The 25,014-nt window shown below is 67.2% G+C and carries 25 protein-coding genes; 14 read left to right on the top strand and 11 right to left on the bottom strand.

Annotated features, from left to right (window positions below):
- Positions 1–81 precede the first annotated feature (81 nt).
- Together ON36_RS31710 and ON36_RS31715 are read left to right on the top strand one after the other, a co-directional pair.
- Entirely contained in the window at positions 82–1,368 is a 1,287-nt protein-coding gene (locus ON36_RS31710) for an alpha/beta hydrolase (RefSeq protein ID WP_041561511.1), read from the top strand.
- A 337-nt stretch (positions 1,369–1,705) separates the two neighbouring features.
- Positions 1,706–2,365, top strand: coding sequence for a hypothetical protein (locus tag ON36_RS31715; RefSeq protein ID WP_011212264.1), 660 nt, complete (start codon positions 1,706–1,708; stop codon positions 2,363–2,365).
- On the opposite strand, the gene ON36_RS31720 is transcribed toward ON36_RS31715, so the two are convergent.
- The gene (locus tag ON36_RS31720) at positions 2,329–3,363 is read right to left on the bottom strand and encodes a cation diffusion facilitator family transporter (protein WP_052314601.1); all 1,035 of its coding nucleotides are present in this window, start codon (positions 3,361–3,363) and stop codon (positions 2,329–2,331) included. The genes ON36_RS31715 and ON36_RS31720 overlap by 37 nt on opposite strands.
- Positions 3,364–3,691: 328 nt before the next feature.
- Between ON36_RS31720 and ON36_RS37125 the strand changes: the two genes are divergently transcribed.
- The 7 genes from ON36_RS37125 to ON36_RS36730 all read left to right on the top strand — a co-directional run bounded on the left by ON36_RS37125 (position 3,692) and on the right by ON36_RS36730 (position 10,138).
- Positions 3,692–4,099: a hypothetical protein gene (locus ON36_RS37125; protein WP_506330771.1), complete on the top strand. Its 408-nt coding sequence runs from the start codon at positions 3,692–3,694 to the stop codon at positions 4,097–4,099.
- Positions 4,100–4,188: 89 nt separating this feature from the next.
- On the top strand, positions 4,189–5,331 hold the full coding sequence (locus ON36_RS31725; RefSeq protein ID WP_011212266.1) for a PLP-dependent cysteine synthase family protein: 1,143 nt from the start codon (positions 4,189–4,191) through the stop codon (positions 5,329–5,331).
- Positions 5,328–6,587 carry an MFS transporter gene (locus ON36_RS31730; protein WP_011212267.1) on the top strand — a complete coding sequence of 420 codons (1,260 nt, stop codon included), beginning with the start codon at positions 5,328–5,330 and terminating at the stop codon, positions 6,585–6,587. Before ON36_RS31725 ends, ON36_RS31730 begins: the two co-directional genes overlap by 4 nt.
- 180 nt (positions 6,588–6,767) lie before the next feature.
- Positions 6,768–7,796, top strand: a complete 1,029-nt coding sequence (locus ON36_RS31735; RefSeq protein ID WP_011212268.1) for a multicopper oxidase domain-containing protein — start codon at positions 6,768–6,770, stop codon at positions 7,794–7,796.
- Complete coding sequence (locus ON36_RS31740) at positions 7,796–8,983, top strand: ZIP family metal transporter (protein WP_011212269.1); 1,188 nt, start codon at positions 7,796–7,798, stop codon at positions 8,981–8,983. Before ON36_RS31735 ends, ON36_RS31740 begins: the two co-directional genes overlap by 1 nt.
- A 125-nt stretch (positions 8,984–9,108) precedes the next feature.
- The gene (locus ON36_RS31745; RefSeq protein ID WP_231858035.1) at positions 9,109–9,390 is read left to right on the top strand and encodes a Rieske (2Fe-2S) protein; all 282 of its coding nucleotides are present in this window, start codon (positions 9,109–9,111) and stop codon (positions 9,388–9,390) included.
- Between the two features lie 622 nt (positions 9,391–10,012).
- Positions 10,013–10,138 (top strand): hypothetical protein, encoded by a 126-nt coding sequence (locus ON36_RS36730; RefSeq protein WP_269454321.1) that lies wholly within the window; start codon positions 10,013–10,015, stop codon positions 10,136–10,138.
- 3 nt (positions 10,139–10,141) lie between these two features.
- Here ON36_RS36730 and ON36_RS31750 read toward each other — a convergent pair whose 3' ends face one another.
- The 8 genes from ON36_RS31750 to ON36_RS31785 form a co-directional block, all read right to left on the bottom strand.
- Positions 10,142–10,990, bottom strand: a complete 849-nt coding sequence (locus ON36_RS31750; protein ID WP_011212271.1) for a hypothetical protein — start codon at positions 10,988–10,990, stop codon at positions 10,142–10,144.
- Complete coding sequence (locus ON36_RS33215) at positions 10,987–12,405, bottom strand: hypothetical protein (RefSeq protein ID WP_157225132.1); 1,419 nt, start codon at positions 12,403–12,405, stop codon at positions 10,987–10,989. Before ON36_RS33215 ends, ON36_RS31750 begins: the two co-directional genes overlap by 4 nt.
- Positions 12,406–12,536: 131 nt before the next feature.
- Positions 12,537–13,325, bottom strand: a complete 789-nt coding sequence (locus tag ON36_RS31760) for an AAA family ATPase (RefSeq protein WP_011212273.1) — start codon at positions 13,323–13,325, stop codon at positions 12,537–12,539.
- Positions 13,322–14,833 carry a TnsB C-terminal domain-containing protein gene (locus tag ON36_RS31765; protein WP_081433350.1) on the bottom strand — a complete coding sequence of 504 codons (1,512 nt, stop codon included), beginning with the start codon at positions 14,831–14,833 and terminating at the stop codon, positions 13,322–13,324. Before ON36_RS31765 ends, ON36_RS31760 begins: the two co-directional genes overlap by 4 nt.
- A gap of 368 nt (positions 14,834–15,201) precedes the next feature.
- Positions 15,202–15,966, bottom strand: coding sequence for a TIGR02391 family protein (locus ON36_RS31770; protein WP_157225133.1), 765 nt, complete (start codon positions 15,964–15,966; stop codon positions 15,202–15,204).
- Between the two features lie 252 nt (positions 15,967–16,218).
- Entirely contained in the window at positions 16,219–16,575 is a 357-nt protein-coding gene (locus ON36_RS31775; protein WP_043661565.1) for a hypothetical protein, read from the bottom strand.
- A complete protein-coding gene (imuA', locus tag ON36_RS33220; protein ID WP_052314603.1) occupies positions 16,572–17,306 on the bottom strand; it encodes a DnaE2-dependent mutagenesis accessory factor ImuA' in 735 nt (244 codons plus the stop codon). Before imuA' ends, ON36_RS31775 begins: the two co-directional genes overlap by 4 nt.
- Before the next feature lie 225 nt (positions 17,307–17,531).
- A complete protein-coding gene (locus ON36_RS31785; protein WP_052314604.1) occupies positions 17,532–17,933 on the bottom strand; it encodes a GNAT family N-acetyltransferase in 402 nt (133 codons plus the stop codon).
- Between the two features lie 223 nt (positions 17,934–18,156).
- Between ON36_RS31785 and ON36_RS31790 the strand changes: the two genes are divergently transcribed.
- The 4 genes from ON36_RS31790 to ON36_RS31805 all read left to right on the top strand — a co-directional run bounded on the left by ON36_RS31790 (position 18,157) and on the right by ON36_RS31805 (position 23,229).
- A complete protein-coding gene (locus ON36_RS31790) occupies positions 18,157–18,870 on the top strand; it encodes a hypothetical protein (protein WP_157225134.1) in 714 nt (237 codons plus the stop codon).
- Positions 18,870–19,874 carry a nucleotidyl transferase AbiEii/AbiGii toxin family protein gene (locus tag ON36_RS31795; protein WP_043661570.1) on the top strand — a complete coding sequence of 335 codons (1,005 nt, stop codon included), beginning with the start codon at positions 18,870–18,872 and terminating at the stop codon, positions 19,872–19,874. The genes ON36_RS31790 and ON36_RS31795 overlap by 1 nt, the downstream gene beginning before the upstream one ends.
- Positions 19,875–19,988: 114 nt before the next feature.
- Complete coding sequence (locus tag ON36_RS31800) at positions 19,989–20,744, top strand: tyrosine-type recombinase/integrase (protein ID WP_083885592.1); 756 nt, start codon at positions 19,989–19,991, stop codon at positions 20,742–20,744.
- Positions 20,737–23,229 carry a site-specific integrase gene (locus tag ON36_RS31805; RefSeq protein ID WP_218001269.1) on the top strand — a complete coding sequence of 831 codons (2,493 nt, stop codon included), beginning with the start codon at positions 20,737–20,739 and terminating at the stop codon, positions 23,227–23,229. Before ON36_RS31800 ends, ON36_RS31805 begins: the two co-directional genes overlap by 8 nt.
- 136 nt (positions 23,230–23,365) lie before the next feature.
- On the opposite strand, the gene ON36_RS31810 is transcribed toward ON36_RS31805, so the two are convergent.
- Positions 23,366–23,890: a DUF2269 domain-containing protein gene (locus ON36_RS31810; RefSeq protein WP_083885593.1), complete on the bottom strand. Its 525-nt coding sequence runs from the start codon at positions 23,888–23,890 to the stop codon at positions 23,366–23,368.
- Complete coding sequence (locus tag ON36_RS31815) at positions 23,884–24,075, bottom strand: hypothetical protein (protein ID WP_052314606.1); 192 nt, start codon at positions 24,073–24,075, stop codon at positions 23,884–23,886. Before ON36_RS31815 ends, ON36_RS31810 begins: the two co-directional genes overlap by 7 nt.
- Positions 24,076–24,172: 97 nt before the next feature.
- Between ON36_RS31815 and ON36_RS31820 the strand changes: the two genes are divergently transcribed.
- Positions 24,173–24,751 carry a TetR/AcrR family transcriptional regulator gene (locus tag ON36_RS31820; protein WP_043661695.1) on the top strand — a complete coding sequence of 193 codons (579 nt, stop codon included), beginning with the start codon at positions 24,173–24,175 and terminating at the stop codon, positions 24,749–24,751.
- Positions 24,752–25,014 lie beyond the last annotated feature (263 nt).

Raw genomic sequence — 25,014 nt, forward strand, 5'->3', positions numbered from 1 at the left:
TCGGGAGACCATGACTAACACGTTGATCACCGGATCCGGTGCGTCCACAACGGCCCGCACCGGTGTCGGTCGACGTTGATCATGCAATGGTCACTAGTGACCGGGCCGTTGCCGTGGCTGTTGTCAGGAGTCGGGGCTCTCTGCGCGGCTTGGTTGATCGGAGCGCGACGACGTCTGAGCGCTCAGGCCGTCGCCGAGTGCGCGGGACTGGGCTTCGGTGCGGCCATCGTCATCTGGGTGGTGGTCGAACGATGGTGGCGACCGTTCCCCGACGCGCTGCCACGCTCGGTGTACACCTGGGTGGGCATCGCGGTCGCGGCGCTGGCTTTGCTCGCTGTTCGGATATCGGTGACACCGCGATGGATCCGACGGATCGCCGCAGTGACAGCCGCAGTATGCGTGATCACCGCGTGCGCGGTGCAGATCAATCTGGAGTTCGGCGCGTACCCGACTCTGGAAGACCTGCTCGGAACGGGCAGCGACAACCGGATATCGCTGACCGCGGTGCCGGCCGCGCAACCTAACCCGGTGACCGGCTGGCCGATCGAAAGCGTGTGGAGCCCTCCGCCGCCCACACAGGTCGACGGCCGTGTCGTTCGCGCGGTGATCCCGGGGACACGCTCGGGGTTCCGCGCTCGGCCTGCCGAAATCTATCTGCCCCCGGCCTATTTCACCGATCCCCGCCCGTTGTTGCCAGTGCTGGTTCTGCTGCCCGGACAGCCCGGGAGTCCCGTCGATTGGCTCAACGGCGGACGTGTGGACCAGACCATGGACGCCTTCGCCGCCGCACACGGCGGGCTTGCGCCCGTGACGGTGATCGCTGACGCGACCGGGGGAGCGTGGCGAAACCCACTGTGTTTGGACTCTCGTCTCGGAAAGGTCGCCTCGTACCTAGCTATCGATGTTCCGGCGTGGGTGAACGGACGTTTGCAGGTTGATCCCGACCCGAGACGTTGGGCGATCGGTGGCATGTCCTATGGCGGAACCTGCGCGCTGCAGATCGCCACCAACTATCCCGATCGCTACCCCAGTTTCCTCGACCTGTCCGGCGACGCCGAACCCAGCCTCGGTGACCGGCGACAAACCGTGCAGGCCGCCTTCGGCGGTGACACCGCCGCCTTCGAACGCGTCAACCCGCCGACGCTGCTGAGGACTCGCCGCTACCCGAACTCGGCGGGAGCTCTCGTCACCGGCACCGAGGACGACACCACGCTCAGCGCCCAACGCAGCATTGCCGCCGCTGCCCGAGCCGCGGGCATGACGATCACGACCCGCGAGCTGCCGGGAGGCCACAATTGGTCGGTGTGGTCGGCTGGACTGCGCATCGAGATGGACTGGCTCGCACAGCGACTCGGCCTTACGCGATGATCGCTGGGATCGACTACGCCGACAGCGCGCCCGAGTCGGCACATGATCCAGCAGGTGAGGGACGGCGTGAGGTCCTTCGCGGCAGCCATCAGCGGGAGCCATTCGGTGCCGCGCCACATTGTTGGGGCGGCAGGGCCGACAAGGAGCATGGAGATCAGCACCCGAGGACTGCCGAGCGAACGCCGCTGCGGTGTGTGGGCTGTCAGCATGCCAACCGAACTGAATTGGGCCCCCATATATCTGGCTGGTGTGCGTGAATGACCTGACATCCCCCAGCTCTTGGTGGATCTCTTCGTTGGGCGCGCACGGCACTCATCAGCACAGGAATCCCCGGTCCATGCTGCGCACGCTCATCCAGTACGGACTGGATGGGATCGGTACCGACGGATCGGTGAGCCGCGCGATCAATCGCTCCGCGGACGCCACCCAGTGGTTGCATCCGGTGATGCTCGCCGTGGACAGATTCGGCATTGTGTTGGCTCCGTTGGCGCTGTTCGCCGCAAGGTGGAGTACCCGCAGAACTGCCGCTGCTGCTCCGTTTCCGGCGATCAGCACGGCGGTTGCGGCATCCGGACTGGCGTATCTGCTCGCCCGGATCACCGCGGCGTCGGCGCAGCACCACCCGCCATGCGCGATCGATCAGACAAGAATAGTGCTCGAGTACTGCACCAACACCTATTCCCTTCCCGATGCCACGCTGAGCGCTGCTGCCGCGGTGGCGGCGGTGCTCGCGCAGATCGACCGAAATCTGGGGATTGCGGTGTGGGCCAGCGTCAGCGGATTCCTGGTTGCCCGGGTCTACGTCGGTCACGACTACCTCATCGATGTCGTGCTGGCGCTCACGATCGGGACCTCAGTGGCGGTAGTCCTCACCTCGATCACGCGCGCGGCCGCGCCCCTGGTGAACCGAACCATGACCAGGACCAGACGGCGGCGGTGCGCCCGTCGTACAGCGACGGGTCACCCGCGGGCAGGATCGGATACCGAGGCTCGGTGAACCGGCCCGTGAGGATCAGCACAATGCCCATCGCCAGCCCCTGCATGAACATCAGCCGCGTGGTCCACCTGCAGCGTCGTGTGTTCCAGACCGAATTCGTCGTGCAGGACCGATTCGATCCCCGATCTCACGGAATGGCAGTCGGCCGCATCGGCGACGAGCACATGCGCCGACAGCGACGGCTGCCCCGAGGTGATCTGCCAAATGTGCAGATCGTGGATCTCGCTCACCTGCGGCACCGAGGCCAGGCGGCTACCGATCTGGTCCGGGTCGAGATGTGCAGGCGCGGCCTCGAGAAAGATGCGCCCGGACTCGCGAACAAGCGACCATCCAGCCTTGGCCATCAGCACCGCCACTACCAGCGCGGCGATCGCGTCGGCGCGGGCGAATCCGGACAGCCACACCACAGCGCCGGCGATGGCGGTGCCGATGAACGCGTACAAGTCGTTGAGGATGTGCTGGAACGCACCCTCGACATTGAGGCTGGTGCGGTTGGCCTGGCTGATACTCCATGCCGCGACGATGTTGACCACAATGCCCACCAAGGCGGTGATCAAGACCAGCGGACCGGAAACCTCGGGCGGATTGACGAGACGCTGGACGCCCTCGTAGAGAAACCATGCCGCGAGCAGCAGCAGGGTGATCCCATTGGCTTGAGCAGACAGGATCTCGGCACGTTTGAATCCGTAGGTGAACCGCCCCCGCGCGGGCCGTTTGGCCAGCCGGATCGCGATCAGCGCCAGCACGATCGACGCGGCGTCGGTGAGCATGTGCGCGGCATCGGAGAGCAATGCCAGCGATTGCGCCATCACACCGACGATCACCTCCACTGCCATGAACGCGACAATCAACCCGAGTGCCAGGACCAGCCAGCGCCTATCTGCATCGGCCGATACGCCGTGCGAATGACCATGGCCATGGTGTGCGTTGGCGTTGTTGTCGTGGGCATGTCCGCCGGTCGTGGCGGTGTGCTCCGCCAGCGCGTGCTCGGCTCCCATAGTCGACATCCCTTCTGTTGGCAGGCCCAATGGCCGAGGGCAGCGTAGCTGATCGGTGTTGCATGCGCATATTTGAATATGATTTCCGTTGCCCGGCCGGCTCGACGCCGTCCGGAAAACGGCGGTGATTGATGAGAGTAACTATCCCGCAACGGCATTGAGGCCTAGGTCACGTTGGGTCACGGTGATCGCCTTCAGTTCGGTAGGCCCGCAGCGCCAGGTCCGATCGGTCCGATGCGACTCGCCGTGCGGTGCGGTGACCGTGATCATCCAGGCGTGACGGGGCGTACGATCGGCTGCCGTGCGGCGCTACGTGCGGTACCCGAGCGTGTGGCCGGCGATCGCCATCGTCACGGCAAGTATCTTGCTGGCCCTGGCTCTGTCTGACTGCCGCCTCCTCGGGCCCGGCGACATCGCCCAACACCTCCATCGCACCACCACCACAGCACCAGCATCGGTATCGGTATCGGCATCGGCATCAAGTGCAGCGGCCCTCGAAGGCTGCGGGCACGCTGATCTCGGAGCTGATCACACACACTGTCCGTATGACGGGGTGCGGGCGACCGGGGTTCTTCCTCGCGGCGAGGACCGCGTATCGATCCCAGCGGTGACGGAGATGGCTACCGAGCAGGCTGTAGTGCAAGAGGACCACAGCCGGGCGCCCCCACGTGGCGGCGCGCCGTTCTCCGCGGCGGGCGCTCAGATATTGATCCGTTTCGGAATCAGCAGGCGCTGATCGGTCAGCGTCAGGCCGACGTGCAGTGATCCGTCGGCCGGTGTCGGCTGCCCTGCTCATGCTCGCTGCCGAACAGAACGGACATCGTCATGAATGCTGTGCTCGACGATCTGGGCTTCACTCCTGCGACTCTGCTGACCACCGGTACGCGCTGCCTGCGCCCCGCCACTTTGGTCGGTAACACCCCGGTCCTGTGGATCGGGGCTCCCCTGGCGCCCCGCGGACACGGGTTCTGGGCCAAACTCGAAGCCGCCAACCCCGGCGGCGGCATGAAGGACCGACCCGCCCTGTGCATGGTCGAACGGGCCCTCGGCCGCGGTGACCTCACCCCTGGCGCCCGGATCATCGAATCAACCAGCGGAACAATGGGGTTGGGGTTGGCGCTTGCTGCCACGACGTACGGCCATCCGCTCACCCTGGTCAGCGACCCTGGCATGGAACCTCTGATGTGCAGCATGCTCGCCGCCTACGGCGCCACCGTCGACACTGTGCACGCACCCCATCCGGTCGGGGGGTGGCAGCAGGCTCGCCGTGACCGTGTCGATGCGCTGCTGGCCACCGACCCGACAGCGTGGTGTCCCGACCAGTACAACAACCCCGACAACATCGACGCCTACAGCCCACTCGCGCTGGAACTGATCGCCCAACTGGGGCGCGTCGATGTACTGGTCTGTTCGGTCGGCACCGGCGGGCACTCGGCGGGCATCGCCCGCGTCCTGCGCCGGTACTGCCCACAGCTGCGGTTGGTCGGCGTGGACACCATCGCCTCCACCATCTTCGGCCAACCCGCCGGTACCCGGTTGATGCGCGGGCTGGGCTCGAGTATCTATCCGGGCAATGTCGATTACGCCGCGTTCGACGAAGTGCACTGGGTCGCCCCGGGCGAAGCGGTGTGGGCCGCCCGGACCCTGGCACGCACTCACCACGCGACTGGTGGGTGGAGCGTGGGCGCGGTCGCGCTGGTTGCAGGCTGGACCGCGGCCACCACCAACCCCGACACGCGCATCGCCGCGGTCTTTCCCGACGGGCCCCACCGCTACTACGACACCGTCTTCAACGACAACTACTGCCGCGTCAACGACCTACTCGATCACGCGCCGCCTACCGAACCCGTCACCATCGCCGACCCCGCCGAGGCTGTGGTCACCTCGTGGACGCGCTGCACCAACGTGATCGACCCACATCAGTTGCAATCTGCGAACACCCACGCGGTCGCCGAGGCCATCGGGTGATCGCGACCGTTGGCTCATGGCGCGAGCTCAACCGGCCCAGTCAGCTGCTGATGATCAATCAGTTCGCCATCAACCTGGGCTTCTATATGCTCATGCCCTATCTCGCCGGGTATCTTTCCGGCGCGCTCGGGCTGGCCGCGTGGACGGTCGGACTCGTGCTCGGAGTGCGCAACTTCTCCCAGCAAGGGATGTTCCTGATCGGGGGAACTCTGGCCGACAGGCTCGGCTTCAAGCCGCTGATCGTCGCCGGGTGTCTGCTGCGCACCGCCGGATTCGGTCTACTCGCCGTAGTCGACACCTTGCCCGCACTGGTGATCGCCTCGGCGGCCACAGGCTTCGCCGGCGCCCTGTTCAACCCTGCGGTCCGCGGCTACCTCGCGGCCGACGCAGGGAAGCAGCGGGTGGAAACCTTCGCGATGTTCAACCTGTTCTATCAGGCCGGCATCCTGGCCGGCCCGCTCGTCGGGCTCGGGTTGATGACCCTGGACTTTCAGGTGACTGCCGCCTGTGCGGCCGCGGTGTTCGCGATCCTGACCGTCGGTCAACTCGCAGCGCTGCCGTCTCACCCCGTCTGCGCAGGCGGTGAAAAGACCTCCGTCGGCCAGGACTGGCGGACGGTCGTCACCAACCGAACGTTCGTCGGGTTCTCGATCGCGATGATCGGCGCCTACGTGCTCTCCTTCCAGGTCTATCTCGCGATGCCCCTGCACGCAGCGATCCTGAGCGGTCAGCATCCTGGCACCGGGTTGGTGACAGCCGTGTTCGTCGTGTTCGGCACCGTGTCGGTGCTCGGGCAGATGCGCATCACACGATGGCTGTCCGTTCGCTACGGGCGCCGAGGGGGCCTGGCAATCGGAGTGGGGACGCTCGGTGTCGCGTTCACGCCGATGTTGTTGTTCCCCGGCCCCGGTGGCAGCGCAGCGGTGGCGGCGCTGTTGATATCGGCGGCGTTGCTTGCCATCGGCAGCGCGGCGGTCTTCCCGTTCGAGATGGACACCATTGTCGCGGTGTCCGGGAACCGTCTCGTCGCCACCCATTACGGGTTCTACAACACCGTGGTCGGTACCGGTGTCCTGGTCGGCAACCTCGGCACCGCGACGCTGCTCGACCTCGCCCGTCGCAGCGGATCCGGCGCGCTGGCCTGGTCGGTGTTGGTGGCCATCGGCGTCGTGGCAGCGATCGGCGTCTACATCCTGGGACGAATCGTGCCCCCTGAGACCTCGCAACCAGCCGAGGTCGCAGTCAGTCGGTCGTAATCGGCAAAGGACTGTTGGACGTGTGGCGGCCAGGATCGGATTCCCGTCGGATTCGATCTCGGCCGTCCGTCGACAGCGGACGACGTTGGTCGGCCGGTCGGCACTGGATGCCCATACCGGCCGGTGGCAATGTTTCGGCATGTTGAATCCAAATTTTCGGTATGCCAAACTATCGGGACTATGAATGATCCGAGCCGCCGTTTTCTGTTGGGCGGTGCACTGGCGAGCACCGCCGGATTGGCGCTGGCGGGCCGCAGCCTGCTCGACGCGTCACCAGCCAAAGCCCAAGCACCAGTCCCTGCCGGCCACGGCGGCGGAGCCGACGGCCCCACCTTCCGCATCGGGCAGACCGTCGACCACACCGCCAACGGGTTCAACCCGACCCAGGTCCTACGCGACTTCGACTACGGCACCACCACGCGGTTGCCCGACGGGCGGACCTTGCGCGAGTGGGAGGTCTTCGCCAGCGACGAGGACATCGAAGTCGCCCCCGGTGTCACCTTCCCCGCCTGGACACTCAACGCCCGCGTCCCCGGCCCGACCCTGCGCTGCCGGGAAGGAGAATTGCTGCGGGTGCATTTCCGCAACGGCTCCGAGCATCCGCACACCCTGCACTTCCACGGCATCCACCCCGCCGAGATGGACGGCATCGCCGGCCTCGGCGCCGGGATCATCCAGCCAGGTCAGTCCACGACCTACGAGTTCGACGCGACCCCGTTCGGGCTGCACCTGTTCCACTGCCACGTCGGCCCGCTGGCCGAGCACATCGCGCGCGGCATGTACGGCACATTCATCGTCGACCCACCGACCCCGCGCCCACCCGCGGACGAGATGGTGATGGTGATGCACGGCTACAACACCACTTTCGACGGTGAAGGCAACCAGCTCTACGCGGTCAACGGGATCCCGTTCCACTACATGCACGAACCGGTGCGGGTGAAACGCAACGAACTGGTCCGTATCTACCTGGTCAACGTGCTCGAGTACGACCCGATCAACAGCTTCCATGTCCACGGCAACTTCTTCGACTACTACCCGACCGGCACCCGGCTGCAGTCCTCGGAATTCACCGACACGATCGTGCAGGGCCAAGGCCAGCGCGGGATCTGCGAGATGCGGTTCCCGCACCCGGGCAAGTACATGTTCCATGCCCACAAAACCGAATTTGCCGAACTCGGGTGGATGGGGTTCTTCGAGGTGAGCGACTGATGAGCACCACCACCCCCGCTACGCGCCGACCTTGGCTGCTCGGCGTGGCCGCCCTGATCCTGTTGGTACTGGCGTTGATCGGGCTCGCCCTGCTCGGCGGGGCGAGCCTGCCCGACCGCGCCGGCCCACCGGTCGAGGAGATCGGCGTCGAACAAGTCGTCCTCGAACCCGGCACGATCGAGCTGAACCTGCGCAACACCGGGCCCGACCCAGTCGCAATCGCGCAGATCTTCGTCAACGACACCTACGTCGACTTCACCGGCCCCGCCGAACCGATCGGGCGGTTGTCCTCTGCGCACCTGGTGCTGGACTACCCGTGGCAGAACGGGCAGCCCTACAAGGTCTCGATGCTCACCTCCACCGGACTGGTGATCGAACACGACATCGCCGCCGCAGTCGAAACCCCAAGGGCGGGAGCGTCGTTCTTCGGGTTGATGGCATTGCTGGGAACCTACGTCGGCATCATCCCCGTCGTGCTGGGCATGCTGTTCCTGCCCTTCCTGCGCTCGGTCGGCACCACCACCGTGCGAGTCCTGCTCGGTTTCACCATCGGGCTGCTGGTGTTCCTCGCCTGGGAAGGCACCCGCGAAGGATTCGAGATCGCCGACACCTCCGGCGGCCCGTTCGGCGGGGCATCGCTGGTCGTCCTGGGCGCGATCTTGGCTTTCCTGACGCTGACCGCGGTCGATCAATGGCTGCGCAGCCACCGAACCGCCGCCGCCGAGCAAGGCGCCGCGAGCGGCACCCGATTGGCATTGATGATCGCGATCGGCATCGGCTTGCACAACCTCGGCGAAGGCCTCGCCATCGGATCCGCCTACGCCATCGGCGAACTCGCGCTCGGCACCTTCCTCGTCATCGGCTTCACCATTCAGAACACGACCGAGGGCCTGGCCGTCGTCTCACCTCTGACCGAGCGCCGCCCCTCGCTGGCCGCGTTGGCCGGGCTGGGGCTCATCGCCGGTGCACCGGCGATCCTGGGCGCGGTCATCGGGGCCGGTGCCAACAATCCCGAAGTCTCCGCGCTACTCCTCGGCATCGGCGTTGGCGCGATCATCCAGGTGATCGTGCAGATCACCCCCAGTGTGCGCGAACCCGGTACGACCACGATCGGTATCCGCACCCTCGCCGGGATCGCGGCCGGTCTGGTCACGATGTGGGCGACCGGACTGCTGGTGGCCGCATGAACACAGACTCTGTCACCACGACACCTATCACCCGGCGTACTGCCCTGGCCGGTGCGTGCACCCTGTGCGCCGTCGCGGTCACCGGCTGCGCGACCGGGCAAGCTTCACAATCGGATGGTCAGCCGGTGCGCGTCGCGCGCGCCGGGATCGACATCGGCGGTGCCGCAGTGTTTCCCGAACATCGGATCCTGGTGACCCAACCCAGCGACGGGGTGTACAAGGCGTTCTCCGCGGTGTGCACCCATCAAGGCTGCGCGGTCACCGACGTCGACGGCGACGTCGTGAAATGCCCGTGCCACGGCAGCAAATTCCGGCTCACCGACGGTTCTGTCGCCAAAGGCCCCGCTCAACGTCCGCTGCCCGAGCGGGCTGTCATGGTCGACGGCAACACTCTCATCGTCAGCTGAACCAACGAACCCGACGAAAGCTGCATTTCCCAGCGGGTTTACGGGCCAGCACTCGGAATGTCGCACCGCCACGGGTGCGCCGACGGCATCGTCATCGGGCCGACACTGGCACCCCAAGAACTGTCGAGACCTGCTGTGCCACACTTTTGCCGGTGAGCCCCCCGACGGATGTGGCTGGACGGCCGCATCGACGTATTCATGGCGGAGACGCAGCGCCGGGGACTGGTCTGCCCCCCGCGAGCCCGTCGGTCTGGAAATCCAAGCCAGGGTCGAGGCCGTCGCGATGGCGTTGCGGGTGACCGAACAGACCGCTCGCAGAGACTTCGGCGACGAGACCATACAGAACATGGCCAGTTCCATGGCATTCCAACTCGCACACGAGCAGCCCGGCGCCGACGTCCTCACCCTCACACCGGACTCGCGTCGTCTCGACTGGGGTGGCCGGGCGGACCAACGCCGGTGTGGCGATCGGTGCTCAGCTCGCCCTGACCGCGACTCCGACCGCGAACACGCCCGGACCAGATCCATCAGATCGTCAACCTGGTGTCTTCTGGGTCTCATCGAAGCACTCTGCCGTCCGCCCGGCCAAATCGCGGTTCCCGAAGCGTTAATTCATCGAACGGTGCGCGAGTTCAGCAAGGCGATCGCGCTGCTCGACACAGGAGCGCGCCCCGAAGAGGGCGGCGACCCCACCGAACTGCGGGCCGCACTGACCGCCAACGTCACCGCTCTCGAATCCACACTGTAGGAACTATTTCGATGCAGGCCTCCGCCGGGCGGGCCGCTCGGCCAGCCCGAGACCGAACATCACATCAGGATGGATCCGCAGGCCCGCGACGGCTTGTTCGGAATCGGTGATCCCGTCGTAGTCGTCGAAGGTGATCACGAGCTCGTCGCCACGTTTGGTGCCGCGCCCGACCGCGATTCCGGCATCGAGAAGCCGGCGGGTGTCGATGTCGCGGTCGGCGTTGACCTCCGAGGGCAGCGGGATCGGCCCGCCCGGGACCGGGCGCAGGATTTCCTTGCGCACCAATCGCAGCAATTGGATCGCGGTGTCGGCGTCCAGGCCGCGCCGCATCGCGGTCGGCCGCGCCAACGCCGCCCGGAGCGGGCCAGGCAGTGCGCCCGGGCGCAGCGCGAGATGTAGCACGACGTCGGTGGCGACGACCTGCAACGCGGTCTGATCCAGTTGCGCGCGTAGATATGTCAGGGCGGCCTCGAACTCGGCGATTGACCATCGTGTCGCCGCGAGCAAGACATCGACGCCGATCCCGTCCCGGCTGACCAGCACCGCGAGCAAGGTTCGGGCGTGGCTGGCGGCGTCGATCGCGTCGATCGCGTCGATCGCGTCGATCGCGTCGCGATCGTGTTCGGCGAGCCCTTTCGCGGCGCGATCGGACAGCAGCATCTCATCCACGCTCAAACCCAGCAGAGCGTGTAGGCGCGAGAGCATCGTCAGCGTCACCGTGCGCTGGTCGGGGTCGCGTTCGAGGTCGGTGAGGCTGAATCCGGTCTCCCGCACGACCGCAGCCGCCGAGAACCCCATTTCGTGGGCGCGGGCAGCGAGCAGCTTGTGGTTGAGGCGCAGCTTGACGGTCACCGGCTGTAGTCCATGTCGTTGTGCAGCGGCGAACCGACCCACCACGCGGTGGCCGTGCCCGTCCACGAACCCGCCGCCGAGATCGTCGTCGGCAGCGCGATCCCCGCACGCGCGGCGGTTGTGGGCACGATCTGGCCTGCGGAGCTGATCGCACCGGTGAACAGCGATTTCTTCGGCTCCACACCACGTAACCCCAGGAAGGTGCGGGCCGCGGCAAGCATCGGGCGCGCCCGGCGGGGCACGCTGGTGACCACCCAGATCGGAGACCGATCGAACAGATAGCGTTCGGCGTTGTTCCAGCGCAGCATTCCCGCGTCCATCGACAACCCGGCGATCGGGATCCGGGCCAGTTCATGACGGTCGAACCCGGTGAACAACGCGCACGCCAACGCCGCGGCATGCACCGGGCTCACCGTGCCCGCTCGGATCCGCGCGGCCACCGCCGCGGTGATCGGGCGCCCGGTCATGCCGGGCCCGGCCGCGCGGGTCAAATGGCCGGGCAGCTGGATCAGCAGCCCGTGCAGCAGGGCTCCGGCCTGGGCACCGCGCAACAGGGTGATCGTGTGGTTACGGGTCGGGGAATCAGCGACCAGGCCGGTGAGGAAGCAGTCCAACCCGTCGTCGTCATCGAACCGGTAGGGCAGCTTGTGCATCTCCGAACTCCTGGGTCCGTTCAAACACAGCAGCCCCACCGCGATATGGCGTAATTCAGATTCGTCGTAGCGCTGCGCGAGCGCTTCCGCGCCCCGCCGCAGCTCCAACGACCGCACACCAGTCGGCCCCATCCGCCGCAACGCTTCCTCGGCCCTGGTTGTCGGCAGCACCGGTCCCGGATGGCCGTGCAACCATCGGCACGCCGCGGCCATCCCGGCACGGTAGACCTCGTCCACTTGGGCGAAGTCCGTGCGCGAGAGCCGCCGGAACGCCTCGGCGCGAAACGCCACCACGTCGGCGTCGGGCACATCGGGCAACACCTCGACCTCGGCGTCGACATCGGGTGAGCGTTCGGGCGGGAAGTGGCGAAGCAGCGTGCTCACCGGTGCCACCACACGCGGGTTCACCCCGGCCGGGAGCATCGCCAGCACGGCGGGGCGTGAGGTTGCGTGGCAGACCAGCACCAACCCGACCCCGGTCTCGCGCCACAGATCGAGCAGCGCGTTCCAGGAGTCCTTGTGTAGTCGTTGCGCGCGCAACACCACCAGCCGCTCGATGTCCTCGGCCGCGACCCATGCGCGTACCGCGTGCCACAGGCTCGACGGGGCGTTGGCCTTCTCCGCCGCGAGATACCGCACCGGTCGGCCCAGCGCGGCGAGGATGTCCAAGGCCAGCGCAGAGGAGGAGTGCGTCGCCGGTGTCGGGTGCACCGTGACGACCGGTCCGGTCTGGTCGTGCACGTCGAGCAGGGCCGCGACCACGGCCGCGTCGTCGAGCGGATCCAGCAGCACGGTGACGCGGTGGCGGCGCCGACGGCGTACCGGCAGCGATTCCCACGCGTTCGCCGCGTCCAAGTCGACGATCGGGTCGCAGGCCAAGCCCTGCTCGCTGGTCATGAGCTGCGCCCGGACAGTTTGGAGAACACGTAACCGAGGACGTCGCCGTCGACGGTGTCGCGCCCGATCTTGTCCAGCGTGCGCGCGGCGTGGGCGGTGATCTTGGCCCAGGACCGGAAGTTGCCGTGCCCGGCGCTCTTGTCTGCGAACGCGATCAGCTCCGGGTCGGTGTTCGCCCAAATCCGGTGGTAGGCCGGGATGACGCGCAGCACCTGCGCGCGCGGCATCCGCCGGAACTCCTGCCACACATACACCCGGCTCGACAGCATCGGTTCCCGGCGCAGCACCTCATAACAGTCACCGCCGCCGACGAACACGATCGCCATGTCGGTGAACCGGTCGTCCCACAGATGACGCCAGTACTCGAAACACTCCCTCGACATCCACTGCGCCTCATCGCAGACCAGCACCCGAAACCGTTCGGCCAGAACATCTTTGAGCACACGATCGAACTCGATGGGCTTACGCGGCGGGTCCCCGCCGATCGCCAACGCCTCGAACAACGTGTGCCGGATATCGCGCGGGGTGGGCCGGGCCCGGAACTGCACCCGGCACACCGACCCCGCGGGCTGCTCCCGCAGAGACGTGTTGACCGACAACGTCTTTCCGAGTCCGGCGTCGCCGTGCACACACATCATCGCCTTGGCCTCGATCACATCGGCGAGGTTGTCGCGCACTGCCAGCAGCGCGTCGGTGGCCACGACATGCGCGCCGGGCAGGTTCAGATAGTGATCGGCGCCCTCGTCATCGGCGGCCTCGGTCGGTGTGATCGGTCCTCGGGTCACCGCGTGCGGCCCTTCTTCTGCGGTTCGGGTGCGTCCAAATCGACTGGCAGCACCCATCCCGGTGCCGGTGGGGAATGTGGAATCAGGTTCGGCCGCGCCAGGCTCGCGAGCTCGGTGTAGTCCTCGTCGCCGAGTTCGGCTTCGACTTCGGCCACGGTCATCGCGCCCAGGCGCTGCGCCGGTGCCACGGTCGTCACCGCCGCGTACCGGGTGCGCCGGGCCTTCTCAGCAGTCTTGAGATCGCGGCGCAGCTGGGCGGCCTTGCGGTCGCGTGCCCGCCGAACGCGCCCGATCTGTTCACCGGTGGCCTGATCAGCCAGCCACGCCGAACCCAGATGCCTGCTGCTGGCCAGGTCGAACACCTCGACCTCGTGATCGTGGTTGGGCATGTACCGCAACCGAACTCGCGCCCCGACCATCCCGACCATCCAATCCGCGACATAGTGGCGCCCGCGCCCCCGCGCGACGCCCTTGGTGGTGATCTTGCGGTGCGCCCGGTCGTCTTCGAGGGTGAACATCCACAGCTTGTTCGCGTCGAGTTCGTGCAGCGGGGTCGGATCGGCCAGCCACGATTCCAGCGGCGACGACCCGTCGAGACGGTCGATGTTGTGCTCGGTGGTGGTGTTCCACCAGTTCACCCAACCCAGCAGGTCGGCGACGAACACTTCGAACGGCAACGCTGGCGCGTCCGGATCGGTGGGGGTACCGTTCATCCCGACCGGGGCGTGGGTGTAGCGCGGCATTTCCGCGATCAGCATCCGCTCCACCGCACCGTTGACCGTCTCCACACTCCCTTTCAAGTGTGGGGTGTAGCCAGGCAGGTCCACCACCCGCACCGCGAACGCGCCCATCGCGTCGCTGACCGTGCGCGAGAGGAAGTCTTTGCCCTGATCGATCCGGACGAGGGTGGGCACCCCGCCGGCTGGGCCATAGGGCGGTGTCCGCAGGATCGCCGCGCGCAACGCGGCCAGGATCGCTTCGCGGTTCGGGGTCTTCGGCGTGACGGCCACGCCCATGATCACGCAGTGCTCGGTATCGACGAACCAGGTCACCCACGGCTTCATCAGCCGCCCGTCGACATCGACTTCCACCGCTGCTTCCACGTGGTCTGCTTCCCAGGCCGCGTTGCGGTAGGTGCTGGGTCGTTTGAGGAAGACGTCGAACTTGCGGCGCGAGCGTTCACCCTCGCGGATACCGGCGATGTCGCCGCGGGTCATGTCCTCACGGATCGCCCGGTGCAACGTCGCCAGGCTCGGTGCCGGTGGACCGCCGGCACGTTCGCGTTCTCGCAGTTCGCGGTGCAGCGCGGAGGCATTGCCACGCCAGTACGCGAACCGAACCCGCAACTGTGCGTCGATCCGGAACCGAGCTCGCCGCTCGTCTTTGCGCACCGCGCCGCGGCGGTCGGCGAGCCACCGCCACACCGTTCGTTCGGTGACACCGAGGGTTTGCGCGGTCAACCGCACATGATCGCTGCTCAGATCGCCGTGCTGGTCCAAGACCGCCAGGCGGTCGACCGCGGCGTGCTGTAGCGCGCGCTTCGCAGCATCGGCCACCAGCTTCGCCTTCCGAACCCGCTGGCCTGCACCAAATCCGGGGCAAGCGCACTGCCCCTCATTCGATCACGACAACCTGCTCGCCGGTCGGTTTACTGACATTCTGATGACGAATTGCTACTGACATTTCAATGACGAGTCTCAGGACTGAGATTCGTCACTTTCGATGTCAGTGAGTGCCTGCTCCTACTGGATCTGACCTCGGATGCCCTGGCTGGCCAACGGCGTGGGATTCCTCTTTGTCACCCGACGGCCGTGCGAGCTCGCCGCTCTCGCGCTCTTCGATGACCTCAGCAGTGGGAGTTCGCGGCCGTTGCCGCCTAGTTGGTCTCGGCGGGCACTTCGACGAGTTCAGCTGCGTCGATCCATCGCGCGAACAAGCTCAGCGCAGTGAGCTGTTCCAGCGCGGTCTGCTCATCCAGCTCCACCTCTTCGTTGGGCAGGTGCCCGACCGGGTTACGAATGGCGCGAAAGCACCCAGAGCCGAACTCCATCACGCCGCCCTGCATGGACTTCGCCGTCTTCTCATCCGCAATGCCGGTGAACCGTAGGCGGGGCTTCCCTGGTGTCGGGAGGCCCTCGCCGAATGCTTGCTTCACCAGATCACTCTCGGAAACATCGCGCCGCGAAACGCGGCTCTGCAGCAGCGAATTCACCGCCTTCGACGCCGCGAGCACGGCCTCATGGCGATGCCCAGTAGACCATTGAGCGGCCGCCGCCTGCCAGATCAGCGGATGCAAAGACCCGGCAGTGATCGCTGGCGAACTATCCCAGCCGCCAAGATTCTTCGAAACCTCCTCCTGTACCGCAAGTCTCGCGAGCAACGTCTTCGCCGCCGAGACCTCTGAGAAGTACATGTAGATCTTGTCGGCAGGGTTTTCGTCACGCCAGTTCGGGTACAGCCGATTCAGGATCGAATGAACCCGCGCTACGACCGCATAGGCATCCTCGATGCCGCACTGGGGTGCGTAAAAGGTACTGCCTGGCCTTAGTCCAGGGATGAGCTCCTCGACCGGTTCCAACTGTGCGCATGCCTGGCGAAGGGTCTCTTGCACCCATTCGATGTTGACGCCCTTGAGTTGCATCCGGTTATGATCGCGCACCACCGCTAGGACCACTGGGCTGCGCCGCCACACCGGCCCACGCTGCCAGACCAGCTACCGGTTACGACTGTCGTCGTCGGCAGCTTGATCGCCGCAGCCTGCGTTGTGCTCGCCAGCGTCGGGCGGGTCGTCCGACGTGCCGAGAAGGGGAGGGCGAATTCTGTGTGCGGCCCGCCGCGTTCCCGGCGGCGCTGCAGATCCTGCGGCGCCGCACTCACCAGCCCGGCCGGGATTTCAGCGGCGCAGCCGCGCAATCATTTCGCGCAACCGCTCAAGCTCGGTGTCGTCGACGGGCATTACCGCGTCCGAGGCGGACAACAGCAAGCACAGCCGGTGTCGTTCGCCGTCGACCTTGACCCCGAAACCAACCTCGCACAGCACATCCCCGGCCTGAGTCAGCACCAGCGCGGTGATCACTCCCGGCTCGGGCTGGTCCAGGCGCAGCCCGGTGGCCCGAATCCACATAGTCGTCGTCGAGCCCCAGGCCCTGCGCTGGGGTGGCCAGATCCTGTCCGGCCACACCTGCACCCGGATCGGCGGCCGCACCACCAGCACCGGCCGCTGCCGGGCCGCGCCCGTCTCGCGGGTCATGAGTCGGTGCCCGTCAGAAGCCGCGGGGTCCATCGTGCTGCAGTGGCGTCAGATCGCAGGGTGCACTCGATTAGCCCGCCGGCGGCGGGCTCTGTGCGAAGCAGTCCGTGCACCACGCGGCCGCCGCGTGGAGTGAGGCGCACCTGGTGCTCACGGGCCCGCAGCCGCCCCCTGCCCTGCCCGATCCCCTCGGCGGCCACGCATCGAGCCGTGACGGTCAGATCGGCACCCTCGACCCGGTCGGTGCCGGTGATCAGCAGGGTCGCGCCGGTCTTGCGGGCCCTCGCCTGCAACACCCGCAGCGACCGAGGCGCCGACAACCCCGCGCCGGCGATCACCAGATCCATCCCGTCCAGCAGCGTGTGCACGACCGCCTGCGCACCGTCGACGGGGACCGGGCCGATGACCGCGAGCCGGCGAAGGTCCCCGCCGAGCTCGTGGACGGCCAGAAGGCTCCAGGCGGTGTCGGGCCGCCCGGTGGGGGCGACGAGCGCGACGTGCTGGCCCGCGGCAGTGACCGCGGCCGCCATCGCTTGCACCGGCAGCGTGGATCCGGTGTGGGCGATCATCGAGCCGGCAGCGACCCCGGCGGGCAGCAACTGGGCCAGTGCACTCGGCAGCGGCATCCGCGCACGCGACAGGTCATCGGCACGGCCGAGGCGCTGCGCCAGCATCGCTGCGGTCTGCGCGCTCGTCAGGCCCGCGACGTCCGCCGCGTCGATCCGGATCATGCCCGCAACCGCCCGGCATCGACCTGGCGTGATTCGAACATGTATTCGATTATGCCCGATTCGCGGTGCTCATCGGCGCAGGGGGAGCGGCGGGGTGCCCCGTTGCTGGTGGCGCCGGAGCAGCGGCCCTGCCCTCGGCTATCGAATTCGGCCCAGCGATTGCCCGAGCTGCTGCCGCGCTGGCGACGATCGCGACCGTTCGGTGCTAGACAACCTGCTGCAACCTCACGCCCCGGGTGCGCGGAGATAGTCGCCCGTGCGCGAGAACCCTGCGCGCAGGTAGAACCCGGCAACGTGATCAGCGGCACCGAGCGCGATATGAGGAAAGTTGCGGGCCGTCGCCCAGCTGGTGAGGTGGTCAACCAAGGCCCTACCCACGCCCTGCCCGCGATAGTCAGGATCGACGGCAACATCGGTGATCAGCGCGACCAGGCGGCCGTCGCTGATCATCCGGGCCATCCCTACGGCAGAGGACTCGTCGACTACGGCGACCACACCGGTGATGCAACCAGCCAGGGCGGCCGAGGCGGCGTCGTCGTCGGGCACGTGCCAGCCCGCGCCCGCCCTCAGGTGCTGGAACTCGGCAACAGTCGGCAGCCGGCCAAGGATCTGAAAGTGCGTGTCCATGTCGTCTAGTCCTCCGGGGAGTCGTTGCTCGGCGCGGTCGGCTCCTCGGGCGCGGGTGCCTAGCGAGAAGGTGGACCCGTCCGCCGCCGGCTGGTTCATCGTTCGCTATCCGTGCGGGGACGTGTCGTTTTACCAGGTCAGGCGTCGTTGTCGCACCCCCGAACGTGGCGGCAGCCATCCCTCTGGATCTGAGGGGCTTCCGCCCGAGTGAGGTTGAGCGGAGGTGAGCTGGTTTGGGCAGGTCAATTGCGTGATTGTGACGATTGATTTGGGTCACTTGGATCGTTTTCGTGACATCTTTTCGGTACGCTTTGATGTCATGAGCACAGCAGTGGGTCTCGCCGGCAAGGCGCTGGAAACCTACCCGGCCGGAAGCTTCGTCCACACGAACCGCCTGCCGGGAACCACTGCTGCCGCCACATCGGCGATCAAGCGGGCACACAAGCGCGGCGACCTGGTGCCGATTCGGCGCGGTCTGTACTTCAAGGGTGTCCGGACCCGCTATGGAATGACGCGCCCCTCGCCGGAAGCTATCGCTGCCGAGATACTGGGCAAGACCGGCGCGGGCCCGACGGGGTTCTCCGCTGCGCGAGCGTTCGGCCTGACCACGCAGGTGCCGGCGAAACCAACCATGGTGGTCACCGGCGCAGTCCCCACCTCGATCCCCGGGGTGAAGATCTCCAAGCGAAACAACCTTCGCCGCGCGGCACTGCGCCCGCTCGAAATCGCGGTCCTCGAACTGCTTCGCGGCGACTGGGAGACCACGGTCGACGGTGGATGGAACGCGATGAGCGCAGCGGTAGGCCAGGCGCTCACCGCGGGAAAGCTGCGCTGGAGCAAGCTCACCGCGGCCGCGGAAGGCGAGCGCTCACCTGCCCTGCGGGACAACCTGATCCGGCTCAGTGAGGACTTGCGGGCATCGGGCATGCTTGCCTGATGCCTGCGCTGCGTGAGCACCCCGACGACCTGGCCGCGCTGATCGCCGCCGCGGCCGAGCAACTCGAGCTGGACCAGACCTTTCTGGAAAAGGACTTCTGGGCCATGGAGGTTCTGCGAGCAGCGACGTTCCCCGTGGACGTGACAGGGCAAACCGGCACCGGCCCGCTCACCGTCATCTTCAAAGGCGGAACGTCGCTCTCGCGCGTCTACGGACTGATCGAACGATTCTCCGAGGACATCGACCTACTCGTGGTGTTCCCCGAGGTCGGCGCCGGCACCGGAACCCGCGACAAGGCGCTCAAACGAGTGCGCGACGCCGTGGTCGAGCACCTCGGAATCGGCAAGGACGCCATGGAGGGCAAAGAGGCGACCACCGGGGTGAAGCGCAATGTTCGCTACCGGTATCCAGCGCGCGTGACCCCCTCCGAGACGGCCGAGCGCGCGATCACCGAGGGCGTACTTCTGGAAATGGGCACCCGCGGCGGCACCTTCCCCACACACAAGCGTGAGATCCGATCCATGATCGCCGACTTCGCGATCGAGGTGTTCGGAGACACCCCCGACACGTGGGAGGAGTTCGCGCCGTTCGCGGTCGAAGTCCTCGCCCCGGAACGCACTCTGTTCGAGAAGCTGGCCGCGCTGCACGACGGCGCCTCCCGTGCCCCGGATGAGAAGGCTGTGGCCGCGCTGCAGCGCAATGCGCGGCATCTCTACGACATCCACTGCCTGCTCGGCAACGCCGAGGTCGTGGCCGCGCTGGAAGAACTCGGGCCCGATGGCATCGCACAGCTTTGCGCCGACGTCGACGAGCACAGCGAGAGCGCTGGCTTCAGCTACACGCCACGACCCGAAGCCGGATTCGGCCAGAGCCCGCTGCTGGACCTGGATTCCTCCCGGGTGCTGAACTCGGGCTACCGGCGTGCGATGCAGCTCGTCTACGGCACGCAACCAACGCTTCAGCAGTGCCTGGAGACGATCCGGACGAACGCACACCTTCTCTGACACTCGAAACCTACCCGGCCGGGGACGTGTCATCGGTGCAGGTCAGAGCGGTAGCGCCTGACGGATGTCGGTGGGGCGTGCGACGATACGCCTTCCATCGACGAGGGGGTTTCAATGGCCGATTTGCGGAGCCGTCTGCAGGCATTGATCGCCGACATCAAGCACGGTCCGGCGGCCCCGGCCGTCGAGGTCCTCGAAGAATGGGCGCGCCGGCGAAAGGAACTCGACGCCGAGCTGCTTCGAACCCCGTTGACGGCCCGGGAACGCCAGGACCTGGGCAGGGAAGCCGAACACGCGCGTGCGCTGCTCACCTCCGCGATCGACCGCACCCGGATCGCAGCCGAGGTCGCCCGCAAGACAACCGAGCGCGAGCTGCTCGCCGTTGGCGCCGACGACATCGACTGGGCCGGACTGCGGATCTGGGTGGTGAGCAAGGGCTCTCGCGCTCGCCAGGACATCCCCGTCGACCCGGAGGCGTTCGTGTACTTGGCGCGCTACCTCGCCCGAGCGGGGATGCCCGCGCCCGGCCAGCCGGTGCTGCGGACGTTGCGCGGCGAGGCGCGGCCGCTGTCGTACTGGGCGCTGCGGCGGGTGTTGCAGCGCGCGAATGATCGGCTCGGTACGAACTGGACCTGGCACGACCTGCGCCACACCGCCGCGATCCGGCTCGTGGGCGATGCGAAGCTGACCTTGCCCGAGGTTCAGCGGATCTTGCGGCACGCGAACCTGTCGACACTGGGGGTCTACACCGGCGTCCGGATCGAGGACATGTTCGACCGGATCCAGGAGCACTACGCCCGCCCGCGCCCGCAGGTCTCCTACCCGGTCGGCTACGACGCCGCCGACGTGGCGGTGGTCTTCGGTGGCTGAGACCTCGAGCGCGCCGCCGCTGACCTACACCGCGCGCAGCCGGCGGCCGCGCCACCTGCATGAGGACAGCCACGGGCTGATCACCCGGTTCCACGCCGATACCAAGGCCGCGCCGGCGCCCGCCCCGGCGAATCCGCCGCGCCCGCAGGGCGAGTTGGGTACGGCCTCGGTCGGCGAGATCGTAGCGGCCACGCGGCGGGTATGGCCGAATGCGACACGGACGGTGATGTTCTCGCGTCTGCGCGGCGTGCGGGCGGTCCTCGAGCACCTGGCTGGCTTTGCGGGCGAGAGCTGGCAGCAGCGGTGGACGGCCGCGGGCCTGGGCGAGCGTCACATCTCGCTGGGGGACGTGCTGTTTCCCGAGGGTGGGCGGGTGCAGAAGGACGCGGTCACCGGGGTGCGGATCCTGTTCTGCCTGCGGGTGATCACGCCGTCGGTGCCCAGCTTCCGCTCTTATCGGTTCAGCAACTATCCCGACACCTTCCGCATGATCGCCGCCGATCCCGGCCTGGACCGGCTGTTCGACGCGGTGCTGGCATACACCGACGCCGCGCATGTCGATCGGGTGCACGCGATGTTCGACGTGTGCGCGGCGCTGACCACCCAGGGCATCGCGCTGGCCGACCTCACCCCCTCGGCGCTGCTGCACTACACCTACGAGTGCCGCCGCCATGGGGTGACCATCGGTGCGACCGGTGACACCCGCAAGTTCGGTGGCGTGCTGGCCTGGCACGTGCTGCGCGAGATGGGGCACTTCCCGGCGTCGACGCCGCCGAGCCCGCGCGCCTCGGCGTATCGGGGCCGGCGCTCGGTCACCGAGATGGTCGACCATCACGGCGTGCCCGGCGCCGCGGTGCGGCAGGTGTTCATCGACTACCTGTCGCGGCGCAGCGCGGAGCTGGACTACGCCACCCTCGAGAACCTGGCCCGACACCTGGTCGGCTACTTCTGGAACCGAATCACCGAGATCAACCCGGCCCAAACGGATTTCGTTCTGGCGGAGCCGGTTTATGCGCAGTGGCGCGAATCCATCAACTGGCGCGAGCCGAAGAACGGGGAGGCGCCGGAGCGGCGGTTGCATCCGGAGAACATCGTCGTCTCGGTGCGCGGGTTCTACGCCGACCTGCACAGCTGGGCTGTGGAGGACCCTGGGCGGTGGGGGCCGTGGGTGGCGCCGTGTCCGGTCCGCTACGGCGAGCTGCGTGGCGCGGGCAAACGCCGCCGCCGGGTCAAGGAACGTATCGACGACCGTATCCGCGTGCGCCAACCGCTGCTCCCGGCCCTGGTCGAGTACGTCGAAACCCGCTACGAGCACGCCCGCGACCTGCTGGCCGCCGCTGAGGCGGCCGCGGCTGCCGGGGTGACCCGGTTCCGGTTCGGCCAGGCCGACTACGAACGAGTCGTCAGCGTTCGCGCGCGGGTTCGGGCCGGACAGCCCGTGGTCCGGCTGCGCATGGTGGCCTCCGGTGAGGTCGTCAATCAGACCCAGGCCGAGGACTACTGCTTCTGGCGGTGGGCGGTGGTCGAGGTGCTGCGGGCCTCGGGGATCCGGATCGAGGAGCTGTGCGAGCTCACCCACCTCAGCATCCGCCAGTACCGGCGCCCGAACGGGGAAGTGATCGCGCTGCTGGTGATCGCGCCGTCGAAGAACGACCGCGAGCGGGTCATCCCGATGTCGGCCGAGTTGTTCCACGTCATCGCCCGCATCATCGCCCGCCACACCGCCGGCGGGCAGACCATCGCGGTGATCCCACGCTACGACACCCAGGACAAGATCTGGTCGGCGCCGCTGCCGCACCTGTTCCAACGCCAGGTCGGCATGGCCCGCACGGTGATCGCGGCGGGCACCATCGTGTTCTGGCTGCGCGACACCTGCGCCGCGCTCGCCGAGACGAACCCGGCCTTCGCGCAGATGCACTTCACCCCTCACGACTTCCGGCGCCTGTTCGCCACCGAGCTGGCCAACAGCGGTCTGCCGGTCCACATCGGCGCGGCCCTGCTCGGACACCTCGACCTCGACACCTTCCGCGGCTACGTCACCGTGTTCGACGAAGACGTGGTGCGCCACTACCAATCCCACCTCGCCGCCCGGCGGCGCCTGCGCCCGGCCGACGAGTACGCCGCGGTCACCGAGGCCGAGTGGAGCGAGTTCGAGGAGCACTTCGATCAGCGCAAGGTCGAACTCGGCGGGTGCGCGCGCCCGTACGGGTCACCGTGCCAGCACGAGCACGCTTGTATCCGGTGCCCGATGCTGACGATCAACCCGAAAATGATTGGCCGCCTGGACGATATCGAAGCCGATCTACTGGAGCGGCGAGCCCGTGCCGAACGCGAGGCATGGGTCGGAGAGATCGAAGGCCTCGACCTGACCCTGACCTACCTGCGGCAGAAGCGTGAGCAGACTCAACGCTTGTCACGGCTGTCCGCGGTGGGGGCCGGGCCGACAATGCTTACCCTCGACCGTCGGATTCCGGAGTCACGATAGTTCTCGGAAAGGAGTTCAGCCGCAGGATGCGCATGATGGCCGGCCAATCCCTTCCGTCGGTCGGAGTAGAAGCCGCCGATGAGTGGCAGCAGCTCCATCACCGGGTTTTTCGAGAGGCCTCGTGTGACCTGCTGGATCACGGTGCGGATGAACGGACTTCAGCAGCGTCCTGTCGTCTGTGTAGCCCATAGGGGGTGAGGCCGCGAGGCTTGAAGACTGCCAGAACCATCGCGGCAGCCAGAACGACGGCTGCGGCCGCACCGTGGACGACGAAGGTCGGCGCCCGAAGCTCGGGCAGTGTGGAAGCCGGTCGCTCGGCGATGGCGGCATAGTGGTCGACCGTGCGGGTGTAGAGGATCAGGATCGCCGTCGCGATCACGTTGAGTGCGAGCTTGAACAGCACCCAGTAGTGCCGGATGAGACCCCATGGTGTCCCCAGGGATTGAACGATGCCCGTCACCAGTGAGCCCACCGATAGCGGCACCAGTACCCACCACGCCAGTGGTCGGGCGACGAGGTCGATCGCACGAACCAGTTGCACGTCGGAAGTGGTGATCCCGACGACGGCCAAGGCCAGGAAAGCGAGGACCGCGCCGAGCCAGCCGACCGAGATGCTGACGTGCAGGGTGAGGGCGAGTTTGCGCCTGCGCCGACTCAGCACCGCACGAGCTCTTCGCTGGTCGGTGCCACGGCCGACTGGGCGTGTCGCCCGGGCCCGTGCTGGCCGCCGCTGACGAGCAGTCCGACGACGAGCAGCGCCACCAGAAGCGCGACGACGACTCCGGTCACTATTACCCAGCGGGGCGTATTCGGGCCGTGGGGGCGTTGCGGGGAGCTGTGGGTCATCAGGAGTCCTCCGGATCGAGCACAACGAGTTTTCAAGACAGTATGTCTCGATTACGAACAGTCTGTCTACACCAATGGCAGGATGTATCCTGGGCAGGTGCCGAAGTTGTGGAGCGAGACGATTGATTCGCACCGCCGCACGGTGCGCGAGTCCATCCTGGACGCGGCCGCGCTGTTGGCGATCGAGCACGGGGTCGCCTCGGTGACGATGTCCCAGATCGCCGAGCAGGCCGGGATCGGGCGGGCAACGCTGTACAAGTACTTCCCCGACGTGGGCGCGATCCTTGCCGCCTGGCATGAGCGCCAGATCGGTCACCACCTGGAACAACTGGTGGCGGCGAGTGCAACCGAAACTGACCCGTCGCAACGATTGGATGTCCTGTTGGGCACCTATGCGCGGATTCTTCGCGAGTCCAGGCACCGTCACGACAGCGATCTCGGCGCGATGGCGCGCCACAGCGGTCCGCACGTCGACCATGCCGAACAACGGCTGCGTCAGTTGATGACCGATGCGGTGGCCGCCGCCGCCGCGGCCGGCGCGGTGAGGACGGACACACCTGCCGGTGAGCTGGCCAGCTACTGCTTACACGCGCTCGATGCCGCTATCGCTGCATCGTCCGACGCCGCGGTTGCCCGCCTCATCACAGTTATCCGGGCCGGTTTGGAACCCGCCTGAACAGGCCTCGAGCCAGGGAACGGGCGTGGCGGGCATACTTCCAGCAGTCGGGGGTAGTCGGGCTGTGTGGGGGTGCGCGCGAGGAGGTGAGCGTGATGCCCGGGATGTGCATGCAGATGATGAATATGCGGCGCGACATGTGGAACATGATGTTCCCGTCCATGCCGATGTGAACGAGCCGAAGCGATAGGCTGTGCTGCGCTGTCCTCCGGGTGCCGCCAATGTTCTCCCGCGGGCCAGGTTATCGGGCCCTGCGGCCTGCA

The sequence above is a fragment of the Nocardia thailandica NBRC 100428 genome (genome assembly GCF_000308795.1).
GTDB lineage: Bacteria > Actinomycetota > Actinomycetes > Mycobacteriales > Mycobacteriaceae > Nocardia > Nocardia thailandica.